Below are 12601 nucleotides of genomic sequence, written 5' to 3'. Positions count from 1 at the left end.
CACCCCGCCCGACCCGCGCCGCGCCGCCACCCGCCCGCCCCGCGCCGCCGCGCCACCCGGCCCCGCGCCACCCCTCCCGCACCCGCCGCCCGCCCCGCGCCCCCTCCCGCACCACCACCCCGCTCACCCACCCGCACCGGGAACCACCAGGTGATCCCCCACCCGACGCCCCCGCTCCCGCCCCCGGAGCGCCGGTCATGTCCGGTCTCGTCCGGTTCCGGGTCAGTAGACTCCCGACCACAGGTTTGTGAACAAGTGCACAAGGAGCGGGGATGACGACTCCCAGCCGCCGCAGGGCGGACGAGGACGCCGAAGTGATCGTGGTCGGCGCGGGTCCCGCGGGCTCGACCGCCGCCACCTACCTGGCGCGGGCAGGTCTCGACGTGCTGCTCCTGGAGAAGGGCAGCTTCCCCCGCGAGAAGGTCTGCGGGGACGGGCTGACCCCGCGCGGCGTCAAGCAGCTGATCGACCTCGGCATCGACACCCGCGAGGAGGCGGGCTGGCTGCACAACAAGGGCCTGCGCGTGGTCGGCGGCGGGGTCACCATGGAGCTGGCCTGGCCCGAGCTGGCCTCGTTCCCGCCCTACGGCGTGGTGCGGCCCCGGCAGGACTTCGACGACATGCTGGCCAAGGCCGCCGTCGAGGCGGGGGCGCGGCTCAAGGAGAACAACAACGTCACCGGCGCGGTCGTCGAGCGCGGCCGGGTGGTGGGCGTGACGGCCAAGGTCGGCAAGGACAAGGAGCCGGTCACCTACCGCGCGCCGCTGGTCCTGGCCTGCGACGGCGTGTCCGCGCGTCTGGCGCTGTCGGTGGGCCTGCAGAAGGACGACGCGAAGCCGATGGGCGTCGCGGTGCGCCGCTACTACGCGAGCCCCCGCACCAAGGACGACCACCTGGAGTCGCACCTGGAGCTGTGGGACCGCAAGAACAACGTGCTGCTCCCCGGCTACGGCTGGATCTTCGGGATGGGCGACGGCACGGTCAACGTCGGCCTGGGCATCCTGAGCACCTCCAAGGCGTACGGCACCACGGACTACCGCGCGCTGCTCAAGTCCTGGCTGGACGGCACCCCCGAGGAGTGGGGCTTCCGCGAGGAGAACGCCACCAGCCGCATCGGCGGCGCCGCCCTGCCCATGGGCCTGAACCGCAAGCCGCACTACAGCAACGGGCTGCTGCTGGTCGGCGACGCCGGCGGCATGGTCAACCCGTTCAACGGCGAGGGCATCGGCTACGCCATGGAGTCCGCCAAGATCGCCGCGGAGACCGTCGTGCAGGCCATGGCCAGGCCGGACGGCCCCAGCCGGGAGCGCGCGCTGCACGGCTACCCGGTGCGCATCGAGCAGGCGCTGGGCAGCTACTACCGGCTCGGGAACATCTTCAGCAAGCTCATCGGCAACCCCACGATCATGAGCACCGCGACCAAGTACGGACTTCCGCGCAAGGGCCTTATGAAACTTGTGCTGAAGCTGCTCGCTGGGCTATACGACCCGAAGGACGGGGACGCTTTCGACCGCGTCATCACGGCGGCGACGAAGATGGCTCCAACGGCTTAACCGACTCGCCCGAACGAAGCAGCGCCGATTCCCGGATCGGCGCTGTTTCCTTTTTCTACGAACCAGCTCGGCCTTCCCGCGCCGCTGTCGCCCGCCTACCGTGCGTGTTTTCGCAGGTCACGAAGGTTACTGGGGGTGGCTGTTCGTCCGTTCTGGGGAGTTCTAGACTGGGGTCCGGGTCATGTGAATCACTTCACAACCGTCTGTCGGACTTTGTGAAGGCTTTCACAAGCGACCTGCGGATTGTTAGGCACGCCTAACTTCCAGGGCTCGGCAGAACGCACCTAGGGTGCTGCAACCGAGCAGGGCTCCGCCTGCACAGCGACAGCGAGGAAAGGACGTCGGAGAGTGCTCCAGCCCTATCTCCCCCTCGTATTGATGTTCGCACTCGCCGCGGCCTTCGCGCTGTTCTCGGCGACGATCGCTCCGTACATCGGACCTCGCCGCTACAACCGCGCCAAGATGGACGCCTACGAGTGCGGGATCGAACCCTCCCCCCAGCCCGTCGTGGGCGGCGGTCGTATGCCGATCGCCTACTACCTCACGGCGATGCTGTTCATCCTGTTCGACATCGAGATGGTGTTCCTCTACCCGTTCGCGGTCTCCGCGGACCGGCTCGGCCTGTTCGGCCTGGTGGAGATCGCCCTGTTCGTCGGGACCCTCGGCTTCGCCTACGCGTACGTGTGGCGACGCGGTGGGCTCGACTGGAACTGAAGGGTATTCAGATGGGTCTCGAGGAGAAGCTCCCCAACGGGGTCCTGCTGGTCAGCGTCGAGAAGCTGGTCAACTGGACCCGGAAGTCCTCGCTGTGGCCTGCCACGTTCGGTCTGGCGTGCTGCGCGATCGAGATGATGACCACCGGCGCCCCCCGCTACGACCTGGCCCGGTTCGGCATGGAGGTCTTCAGGGCCTCGCCGCGCCAGGCCGACCTGATGATCGTCGCGGGCCGGGTGACCAACAAGATGGCGCCGGTGCTCCGCCAGATCTACGACCAGATGCCCGAGCCGCGCTGGGTGCTGGCCATGGGCGTGTGCGCGTCCTCCGGCGGCATGTTCAACAACTACGCCGTGGTGCAGGGCGTCGACCACATCGTCCCGGTCGACATGTACCTGCCCGGCTGCCCTCCCCGCCCCGAGATGCTGATCGACGCGATCCTCAAGATCCACGCGAAGATCATGGACGAGCCCCTCGGGCCCAAACGCGCCGCGCAGCTGGCCGCCTCCGGCCACAAGACGGAGCTCATCCCGTCGTCCCAGCGGTTCGCGAGGAAGTGACCGGCATGGCAGACGAAGACAAGACCCCGGCGCCCGACTCGGGGGGAGCGCTCAGCTCCGCCGACATGTCGCAGGCCCAGCACGAGGAGCACCTCGCGCGCGGCGGCGTCGTCTCGGGCCGCAACCGCACCGGCATGTTCGGCGTGGCGGGCAGCGGCGACACCTCCGGCTTCGGCGGGCTCAAGCTGCCCGCGCACGTGGCCGCCCCCTCCGAGCGCCCCTACGGCGGCTGGTTCGACGAGCTCGTCGACGAGCTGCTCGCGGCCATGGGCGAGCAGGGCCTGCCCGCCGACGCGATCCAGCAGATCACCGTCGACCGCGGGGAGATCACCTTCTTCCTGCGCCGCGAGCACCTGGTGGACGTCGCCCGCCTCCTGCGCGACGACCCGGCGCTGCGCTTCGAGCTGTGCAGCTCGCTGTCCGGCGTGGACTACGGCCCCGAGGCCCCGCAGCGCCTGCACTCCGTCGTGCACCTCACGTCGATGACCTACCGCAGGCGCATCCGCCTGGAGGTCGCCGTCGACGTCGACGACGCCCACGTGCCCAGCCTGGTCTCCGTCTACCCGACGACGGACTGGCAGGAGCGCGAGGCCTGGGACATGTTCGGCATCGTCTACGACGGTCACCCCGGACTGACCCGCATCCTGATGCCGGACGACTGGGACGGTCACCCCCAGCGCAAGGACTACCCCCTCGGCGGCATCCCGGTCGAGTACAAGGGCGCGGAGATCCCCCCGCCCGACCAGAGGCGGTCCTACTCATGAGCGAACGGCTGTCCGACGTCACCCACGGCACCGACACGTCGGCTGAGGGCGCGCCCTCCGACGACGCCGGGGCGACCACCACCACCGAGAACGACCCCACTTCCGGCCACGCCACCGGCGCCGCGTCCCCCGACGCCGCCCCCGGCATGGCCGACTCCCGCGAGACCACCGAGGGCACCGTCTACACGGTGACCGGCGGCGACTGGGACGAGGTGCTCGCCGAGGCGGCGGGCGACGAGCGCATCGTCATGAACCTCGGCCCCCAGCACCCGTCGACGCACGGCGTGCTGCGGCTGGTGCTGGAGCTGGAGGGCGAGACCGTCACCCAGGCCCGCAGCGTCATCGGCTACCTGCACACCGGCATCGAGAAGAACACCGAGTACCGCACCTGGACCCAGGGCGTCACGTTCGTGACGCGCATGGACTACCTGGCGCCCCTGCACAGCGAGGCGGCCTACTGCCTCGCCGTGGAGAAGCTGCTCGGCATCGAGGTCCCGCAGCGCGCCCAGGACGCCAGGGTCCTGCTGATGGAGCTCAACCGGGTCAGCTCGCACCTGGTGGCGCTGGCCACCGGCGGCATGGAGCTGGGCGCCCTCACCGGCATGACGGCGGGCTTCCGCGAGCGCGAGGAGGTCCTCCACCTGCTGGAGCACCTCACCGGCCTGCGCATGAACCACGCGTTCATCCGCCCCGGCGGCCTCGCCCAGGACCTGCCCGCCGACACCGCCGAGAAGGTCCTGGCCTTCCTGAAGGTGATGGACTCGCGGCTCCCGGACTACGACAAGCTGCTCACCGGCCAGCCGATCTGGCGCAACCGCCTCTCGGGCGTCGGCTACCTGCCCGTGGACGCGTGCCTCGCGCTCGGCATCACCGGTCCGCCGCTGCGCTCCGCGGGCCTGCCGTGGGACCTGCGCAAGGTCGAGCCGTACTCGGGGTACGAGAACTACGAGTTCGAGGTCCCCACCGCGAACGAGGCCGACTGCTTCGCCCGCTACCGCCTGCGGCTGGAGGAGATCCACCAGTCGCTCAAGATCGTCCGGCAGGCGGTCGAGCGGCTGCGCGAGCCCGGCCCGGTCATGGTCGCCGACGCGAAGGTCGCCTGGCCCGCGCAGCTGACCATCGGCAGCGACGGCATGGGCAACTCGCTGGAGCACGTCCGCAAGATCATGGGCCAGTCCATGGAGTCCCTCATCCACCACTTCAAGCTGGTGACCGAGGGCTTCCACGTGCCCGCCGGGCAGGTGTACGTGCCCGTCGAGTCGCCGCGCGGCGAGCTGGGCTTCCACGTCGTCTCCGACGGCGGCACCAGGCCGATGCGCGTGCACGTGCGCGAACCCAGCTTCGTGAACCTCCAGGCGATGCCCGCGATGTGCGAGGGCAGCATGGTCGCCGACGTGATCGCCTCGGTGGCCTCCCTCGACCCGGTGATGGGTGGGTGTGACCGATGACCCAGATTCAGGAACCCGAGACCACGGGCGAGCAGGGCCCCGGCGCGGTCGTCTTCGACCAGGGGACCACCGACCGGGCGCGGGCGATCATCGCCCGCTACCCCGTGCCCAGGTCCGCGCTGCTGCCGATGCTGCACCTCGTGCAGTCGGTCGAGGGGCACGTCAGCACGGCGGGCATCGCCTTCTGCGCCGACCTGCTCGACCTGAGCGCCGCCGAGGTCAGCGCGGTCGCGACCTTCTACACGATGTACAAGCGCAAGCCCTGCGGCGAGCACCTGGTGAGCGTGTGCACCAACACGCTGTGCGCGGCCCTCGGCGGCGACGACATCTACGCGAAGCTGCGCGACCACCTCGGCGCGGACGGCAAGCCGCTCGGCCACGAGGAGACCTCCGGCGAGCCCGGCGCCCCCGGTTCGGTGACGCTGGAGCACGCCGAGTGCCTCGCGGCCTGCGACCTCGCCCCGGTCGTTCAGGTCAACTACGAGTACTTCGACAACCAGACGCCCGACGGCGCGCTGGAGATGGTGAAGTCCCTGCAGGCGGGGGAGAAGCCGCACCCGACGCGCGGCGCCCCGCTGACCGACTTCCGGCAGGCCGAGCTCCAGCTCGCGGGCTTCTTCGAGGGCAGGGACGCCGACCTGGACGGCCCGTCCGCCGCCCCCGAGACGCTGCGCGGAGCCTCCCTGGCGGCCGAGCGCGGCTGGACCGCGCCCGCCATGCCGGAGAAGGCGGAGTTCCCGCCGCTGCCGGAGAAGAAGTAGGTGAGTGAGATGGTCGACAACCTGACTCCCGTCCTCACCAAGCGCTGGCTGTCGCCGCGCTCGTGGACGCTGAAGACCTACGAGCAGCTGGAGGGGTACACGGCGCTGCGCAAGGCGCTCAAGGTCCACCCCGACCAGCTCATCCAGCAGTGCAAGGACTCCGGGCTGCGCGGTCGCGGCGGTGCGGGCTTCCCCACGGGCATGAAGTGGGGCTTCATCCCGCAGGGCGACGGCAAGCCGCACTACCTCGTCATCAACGCGGACGAGGGCGAGCCGGGCACCTGCAAGGACATCCCGCTGATGATGGCCGACCCGCACTCGCTGGTCGAGGGCATCATCATCACCTCCTACGCCATCCGGGCCAACTTCGCCGCCATCTACGTGCGCGGCGAGGTGCTGCACGTCATCCGCAGGCTCAACGCCGCCGTGCGCGAGGCCTACGAGGCGGGCTACCTCGGCAAGGACATCCTCGGCAGCGGCTTCGACCTGGACCTCGTCGTCCACGCCGGCGCGGGCGCCTACATCTGCGGCGAGGAGACCGCGCTGCTCGACTCCCTCGAGGGGCGTCGTGGCCAGCCCAGGCTCAAGCCGCCGTTCCCGGCGACCGCGGGCCTGTACGCCTCGCCCACCGTGGTGAACAACGTCGAGACCATCGCGTCGGTTCCCTACGTGGTCAACGGCGGCTCCGACTGGTTCCGCACCATGGGCCGCGACCGCTCGCCCGGCCCGAAGATCTACTCGCTGTCCGGCCACGTCGAGCGGCCCGGCCAGTACGAGGCCCCCATGGGCACCACGCTGCGCACGCTGCTGGAGATGGCGGGCGGCATGAAGGACGGCGTCCCGCTGAAGTTCTGGACGCCGGGCGGCTCGTCCACCCCGCTGTTCACCGCGGAGCACCTCGACGTGCCGCTCGACTTCGAGGGCGTCGCCGAGGCGGGCTCCATGCTCGGCACCACGGCCGTCCAGATCTTCAACGAGACCGTGTCGGTCCCGTGGGCGGTCATGAAGTGGACCGAGTTCTACAAGCACGAGTCCTGCGGCAAGTGCACGCCCTGCCGCGAGGGCACCTACTGGCTGACCAAGACCCTGCAGCGGATGGTGCGCGGCGAGGGGACCCCGAGCGACATCGACACGCTGCTCGACGTCTGCTCGAACATCCTCGGGCGCTCCTTCTGCGCGCTCGGCGACGGCGCCGTCAGCCCGATCACCAGCGGCATCAAGTACTTCAAGGACGAGTTCCTGGCCCTGTGCGACAGCAACGCAGCCAAGCTCAAGGCCACCGAACTGGCGGGAGCAAGCGCATGACCATCGCGCCGGACAAGAGCTCGGAGGTCGTGGTCCCCGAGGGCCACGTCAAGCTCGTCATCGACGGGTCCGACGTCGTCGCCCCCAAGGGCGAGCTGCTGATCCGCACCGCGGAGCGGCTGGGCATCGTGGTGCCGCGCTTCTGCGACCACCCGCTGCTGGAGCCCGCTGGCGCCTGCCGCCAGTGCCTGGTCGAGGTCGAGATGGGCGGTCGGCCCATGCCGAAGCCGCAGGCCTCCTGCACCATGACCGTCGCCGACGGCATGGTCGTCAAGACCCAGCTCACCTCGCCCGTCGCCGACAAGGCGCAGCAGGGCGTGATGGAGCTGCTGCTGATCAACCACCCGCTGGACTGCCCGATCTGCGACAAGGGCGGCGAGTGCCCCCTGCAGAACCAGGCGCTCAAGCACGGTCGGGCCGACTCGCGGTTCGTCGAGCCGAAGCGGACCTTCCCGAAGCCGATCGCCATCTCCACCCAGGTGCTGCTGGACCGGGAGCGCTGCGTGCTCTGCCAGCGCTGCACCCGGTTCTCGGCGCAGATCGCGGGCGACCCGTTCATCGAGCTGCTGGAGCGCGGCGCGCAGCAGCAGATCGGCGTGGCCGAGGAGAAGCCGTTCCAGTCGTACTTCTCCGGCAACACCATCCAGATCTGCCCGGTCGGCGCGCTCACCAGCGCCGCCTACCGGTTCCGGGCCCGCCCGTTCGACCTGGTGTCCACCCCCGGCGTGTGCGAGCACTGCTCGTCGGGCTGCGCCGAGCGCACCGACTTCCGGCGCGGCAAGGTGCAGCGCAAGCTGGCGGGCGACGACCCCGAGGTCAACGAGGAGTGGATCTGCGACCGGGGCCGCTTCGCCTTCCGCTACGCCACCCAGGAGGACCGGTTCACCCGGCCCATGGTGCGCGACGAGAGCGGTGAGCTGCGGCCCTCCTCGTGGACCGAGGCGCTCCAGGTCGCCGCGAAGGGCCTCGCGCAGGCCCGCGACGGCAAGGGCGTCGGCGTGCTCGCGGGCGGTCGGCTCACGCTGGAGGACTCCTACGCCTACAGCAAGTTCGCCCGCATCGCGCTGCGCACCAACGACGTCGACTTCCGGGCCCGGCCGCACTCGGCCGAGGAAGTCGACTTCCTGACCTCCACCGTGCTCGGCGTGACGCCGGAGACCGGCGGGGTGACCTTCAAGGGCATCGAGGCCGCGCCCGCCGCGCTGCTGGTGGCGTTCGAGCCCGAGGAGGAGGCCCCGGTCGTCTTCCTGCGGCTGCGCAAGGCCGCCCGCAAGCGCGGCACGAAGGTCTTCCACCTCGGCCAGTTCACCACCCCGGCCGTGGAGAAGACCCTCGGCACGCTGCTGGCCTGCGTGCCCGGCGGCGAGCCCGCCGCGCTGAACGCGCTGCCCGAGCACGCCTCCGACGTGGTGGCGCTGCTCGGCGAGCCCGGCTCGGTGATCATGGTCGGCGAGCGCGCCGCCGAGGTCCCCGGCCTGTACTCGGCGGTGGCCGCGCTGGCCAGGCGCACCGGGGCGAAGGTGGCCTGGGTGCCGCGCCGCGCCGGTGAGCGGGGCGCGCTCGAAGCCGGTCTGCTGCCGACCCTGCTGCCCGGCGGACGGCTCGTCTCGGACGCCGCCGCGCGCGCCGAGGTCGAGCGGGCGTGGGGCCTCGCGGCCGGTTCGCTGCCCGCCAAGCCCGGTCGCGACACCTCCGGCATCCTCGCCGAGGCCGCCTCGGGCGGGCTCGACGCGCTGCTGGTGGCGGGCGTCGACCCGTTCGACCTGCCCGACCCCGCGCTCGCCGAGCAGGCGCTGTCCGCCGCGAAGTTCGTGGTGAGCCTGGAGCTGCGGCCCAGCGCCGCGACCGCGCACGCCGACGTGGTGCTGCCGATCGCGCCCGCCGTGGAGAAGTCCGGCACGTTCCTCAACTGGGAGGGCCGCCGCCGCGAGTTCGCGCTGACCCTGGAGGGCACCGGCGCGCTGCCCGACGGCCGGGTGCTCGACACCCTGGCCGTCGAGATGGACGCCGACCTGTTCACCCAGACCCCCGCCGCCGCGGCCGCCGACCTCGCGCGACTCGGCCGGGGCACCGCCCAGGCGGGCGCGCCGACGGTCAGCGCGCCGCTGCTGCCCCAGCCCAAGAGCGGGCAGGCGGTGCTGGCGACCTGGCGCAGGCTGCTGGACAACGGGTCCATGCAGGACGGCGAGCCGAACCTGAAGGGCACCGCCCGGCCCACCGCGGCCTGGCTGTCCGAGGCGACCGCGCGCGACCTGGGCGTCGTGCCCGGCGCCGAGGTCACCGTCTCGACCGAGCGGGGTGAGGTCGTGCTGCCCGTCGCGGTGGCGGACCTGCCCGACGGCGTGGTGTGGCTGCCCGGCAACTCGGGCGAGTCGACCGTCCGCCGGACCCTCGTGGCAGGCCACGGTTCCGTGGTGGCCGTTTCTCCCGGAGGCAGGGCATGAGCACCGCAGAACTCATCGCTGACGACCCGGTCTGGCTGGTCCTGGTCAAGGTCGTCGGCGTCTTCGCCTTCCTGGTCCTCATGACCCTGTTCATGATCGTCTGGGAGCGCAAGGTCGTCGGGCGGATGCAGCAGCGCCCCGGCCCCAACCGCAACGGCCCCGGCGGCTGGCTCCAGTCGCTGGCCGACGGCATCAAGCTGGCGTTCAAGGAGGAGGTGCGCCCCGTCCTCGCGGACAAGTGGGTGTACTTCATCGCGCCGGTCATCGCCTGCGTCCCGGCCTTCACCGCCTTCTCGGTCATCCCGATCGGCGGCCAGGTCAGCATCTTCGGCGAGCAGACCGCCCTCCAGCTGGTCGACCTCCCGGTCGGCGTGCTGGTCGTGCTGGCCTGCTCCTCGATCGGCGTCTACGGCATCGTCCTCGGCGGCTGGTCCTCCGGCTCGCCCTACCCGCTGCTGGGCGCGCTGCGCTCGGCCGCGCAGGTGATCTCCTACGAGATCGCGATGGGCCTGTCGATCATCGCCGTGGTGATGAACTCCCGGTCGCTGTCCACCGCGGACATCGTCGACGCGCAGACCAGCGGCTGGTTCTTCTACCTGCTGCCGGTCAGCTTCGTCATCTACGTGATCTCCATGGTCGGCGAGACCAACCGCGCGCCCTTCGACCTCCCCGAGGCCGAGTCCGAGCTGGTCGGCGGTTTCCACACCGAGTACAGCTCGTTCAAGTTCGCGCTGTTCTTCCTCGCCGAGTACATCAACATGGTGACCGTCTCGGCGCTGGCGACCACGCTGTTCCTCGGCGGCTGGCGTTTCCCGTTCGTCGACGACGACCACTTCCTGAACAACGGCTGGCTCGGCCTGGTCTGGTTCGTCCTCAAGACCCTGGCGTTCCTGTTCCTGTTCATCTGGCTGCGCGGCACGCTCCCCCGCCTGCGCTACGACCAGTTCATGCAGCTGGGCTGGAAGGTCCTCGTCCCGATCGCGCTCGTCTGGTTCGTCGCGGTGGCGTTCGCCCGCTACGTCCGCACCGAGATCGAGGCCGGGACGCTCGGGGCCCCGACCGTGCTGGCGGTGTTCGGCGCGGTGCTCGCGGCGGCCCTGCTGGTCGCGTTCCTGCTACCGGACAACCGCGAGCGGGTCGACCCCGACGCGGTGCCGGTCACCGGTGGCGGCTTCCCCGTGCCCCCGCTGGACCTCGCAGTGCCCAAGCCGCCGCCCCGCCGCCAGGTGCGGGTGGCCGAGCTGCCCGACGGCAGCCCCGCCGGGAGCAACGGCTCTGCGGCCAAGGAGCCCGCAGCGGCAACGACCGCCAAGAAGGAGGCCAGCGATGGGGATGCTTGATCCCGTCAAGGGCTTCGGCGTGACCTTCTCGACGATGTTCAAGAAGGTCGTCACCGAGGAGTACCCCGAGGTCAAGAAGGTCACCGCGCCGCGGTACCACGGCCGCCACCAGCTCAACCGGCACCCGGACGGGCTGGAGAAGTGCGTCGGCTGCGAGCTGTGCGCCTGGGCCTGCCCCGCCGACGCGATCTTCGTCGAGGGCGGGGACAACACCGAGGAGGCCCGCTTCTCCCCCGGTGAGCGCTACGGGGCCGACTACCAGATCAACTACCTGCGGTGCATCGGCTGCGGCCTGTGCATCGAGGCCTGCCCCACCCGGTCGCTCACCATGACCAACGAGTTCGAGCTGGCGGACGACGACCGGCAGAAGCTCATCTTCACCAAGGAGGACCTGCTCGCCCCGCTGCTGCCGGGCATGGAGCAGCCGCCGCACCCCATGCGGCTCGGCTCCGACGAGCAGGACTACTACGTGAACGGCCCCGAGCTGGCCCGCAAGGCGGGCGTGCCCGACGGCGCGCTGGTGGAGAACGGCCCCGAGGAGGCGCGCAAGTGATCTCCCAGTTCCTGGCCCAGCCGGGGGTGGTCCAGCCCGCCGCGGACGTCGTGTCCACCGGCGAGGCCGCCGCCTTCTGGGTGCTCGGCCCGCTCGCCCTCGCGGGCGCGCTGGGGATGCTGTTCGCCCGCAACGCCGTGCACTCGGCGCTCTGGCTGGTCATGACCATGCTCAGCCTCGGCGGCCTGTACATGGTCCAGCAGGCGCCGTTCCTCGGCTTCGTGCAGATCATCGTCTACACCGGCGCGATCATGATGCTGTTCCTGTTCGTGCTGATGCTCGTCGGCAGGGACAGCTCCGACTCCGTCGTCGAGGTCCTGCGCGGCCAGCGGCTCGCCGCCGCCGTGCTCGGCCTCGGCTTCGGCGGCCTCGTGGTCGGCGCGCTGGCCCGCGCCCTCACCGAGGTCCAGCCGGTCGGCCTGGTGGAGGCCAACACCACCGGCGGCGGCAACGTCGCCAACATCGGAGCCCGCATCTTCACGGACTACCTGTTCCCCTTCGAGCTGACCTCGGCGCTGCTGATCACCGCCGCCGTCGGCGCGATGGTCCTGGCGTTCACCTCGAAGATCCGGGAGACCAAGAAGTCGCAGCGCGAGCTGGTCGTGGAGCGCTTCCGGGGCGACCGCCCCGGCTCGCTGCCCGGCCCCGGCGTGTTCGCCACCGCCAACTCGGTGGCCACGCCCGCGCTGCTCCCCGACGGTTCGGTCGCCAAGGAATCGCTGTCCGAGCTGATCGAGACGACCGACCGGTCGCGCCTCGACGGGGACGTCACGGACGTGGCGGGCAGCGGGCACCAGGCGGACGCGCGCGCTCTTAAGGGAGAGTCGTGACCCCCACCTACTACCTGCTGCTCTCCGCCCTGCTGTTCAGCATCGGCGCGGTGGGCGTTCTCGTGCGGCGCAACGCCATCGTCGTGTTCATGTGCGTCGAGCTGATGCTCAACGCGGTGAACCTCACCCTGGTCACCTTCGCCCGCGTCAACGGGCAGCTCGACGGCCAGGTGATGGCGTTCTTCGTGATGGTGGTCGCCGCAGCCGAGGTCGTCGTCGGCCTGGCGATCATCATGGCGATCTTCAAGTCGCGTCGCTCGGCCTCGGTCGACGACTCCAACCTGCTGAAGTACTGAGAGGTCACCGGTGACGGAACCTGTTGACGCCGG

At 70.8% G+C, this 12601-nt stretch carries 12 protein-coding genes; all 12 read left to right on the top strand.

All coding sequences use genetic code 11. The annotated features are described in order from the left end of the window. The first annotated feature begins 272 nt into the window (after positions 1-272). The gene (locus tag AMIR_RS33110; RefSeq protein WP_015805358.1) at positions 273-1553 is read left to right on the top strand and encodes a geranylgeranyl reductase family protein; all 1281 of its coding nucleotides are present in this window, start codon (positions 273-275) and stop codon (positions 1551-1553) included. Positions 1554-1901: 348 nt separating this feature from the next. Beyond that, a complete protein-coding gene (locus AMIR_RS33105; RefSeq protein ID WP_015805357.1) occupies positions 1902-2267 on the top strand; it encodes an NADH-quinone oxidoreductase subunit A in 366 nt (121 codons plus the stop codon). A gap of 11 nt (positions 2268-2278) precedes the next feature. Beyond that, complete coding sequence (locus tag AMIR_RS33100; protein WP_015805356.1) at positions 2279-2827, top strand: NuoB/complex I 20 kDa subunit family protein; 549 nt, start codon at positions 2279-2281, stop codon at positions 2825-2827. A gap of 5 nt (positions 2828-2832) precedes the next feature. Next, on the top strand, positions 2833-3591 hold the full coding sequence (locus AMIR_RS33095; RefSeq protein ID WP_015805355.1) for an NADH-quinone oxidoreductase subunit C: 759 nt from the start codon (positions 2833-2835) through the stop codon (positions 3589-3591). A 146-nt stretch (positions 3592-3737) separates the two neighbouring features. Then, positions 3738-5039 carry an NADH-quinone oxidoreductase subunit D gene (locus AMIR_RS33090; protein WP_425358895.1) on the top strand — a complete coding sequence of 434 codons (1302 nt, stop codon included), beginning with the start codon at positions 3738-3740 and terminating at the stop codon, positions 5037-5039. Continuing rightward, on the top strand, positions 5036-5800 hold the full coding sequence (nuoE, locus tag AMIR_RS33085; protein WP_015805353.1) for an NADH-quinone oxidoreductase subunit NuoE: 765 nt from the start codon (positions 5036-5038) through the stop codon (positions 5798-5800). Before AMIR_RS33090 ends, nuoE begins: the two co-directional genes overlap by 4 nt. Before the next feature lie 9 nt (positions 5801-5809). Beyond that, complete coding sequence (gene nuoF, locus AMIR_RS33080) at positions 5810-7105, top strand: NADH-quinone oxidoreductase subunit NuoF (protein ID WP_015805352.1); 1296 nt, start codon at positions 5810-5812, stop codon at positions 7103-7105. Continuing rightward, positions 7102-9549, top strand: a complete 2448-nt coding sequence (locus AMIR_RS33075) for an NADH-quinone oxidoreductase subunit G (protein ID WP_015805351.1) — start codon at positions 7102-7104, stop codon at positions 9547-9549. Before nuoF ends, AMIR_RS33075 begins: the two co-directional genes overlap by 4 nt. Then, the gene (gene nuoH / locus AMIR_RS33070) at positions 9546-10889 is read left to right on the top strand and encodes an NADH-quinone oxidoreductase subunit NuoH (RefSeq protein WP_015805350.1); all 1344 of its coding nucleotides are present in this window, start codon (positions 9546-9548) and stop codon (positions 10887-10889) included. Before AMIR_RS33075 ends, nuoH begins: the two co-directional genes overlap by 4 nt. Continuing rightward, positions 10876-11442: an NADH-quinone oxidoreductase subunit NuoI gene (gene nuoI, locus AMIR_RS33065; RefSeq protein WP_015805349.1), complete on the top strand. Its 567-nt coding sequence runs from the start codon at positions 10876-10878 to the stop codon at positions 11440-11442. The genes nuoH and nuoI overlap by 14 nt, the downstream gene beginning before the upstream one ends. Beyond that, entirely contained in the window at positions 11439-12272 is an 834-nt protein-coding gene (locus tag AMIR_RS33060) for an NADH-quinone oxidoreductase subunit J (RefSeq protein ID WP_015805348.1), read from the top strand. Before nuoI ends, AMIR_RS33060 begins: the two co-directional genes overlap by 4 nt. Continuing rightward, positions 12269-12568, top strand: a complete 300-nt coding sequence (nuoK, locus tag AMIR_RS33055) for an NADH-quinone oxidoreductase subunit NuoK (protein ID WP_015805347.1) — start codon at positions 12269-12271, stop codon at positions 12566-12568. Before AMIR_RS33060 ends, nuoK begins: the two co-directional genes overlap by 4 nt. Positions 12569-12601: the final 33 nt, after the last annotated feature.

The sequence above is a fragment of the Actinosynnema mirum DSM 43827 genome, assembly GCF_000023245.1.
Classification (GTDB): Bacteria; Actinomycetota; Actinomycetes; order Mycobacteriales; family Pseudonocardiaceae; genus Actinosynnema; species Actinosynnema mirum.
The sequence above is the reverse complement of the archived record's forward strand: the minus strand, read 5'-3'. Positions and strand labels throughout refer to the sequence as shown.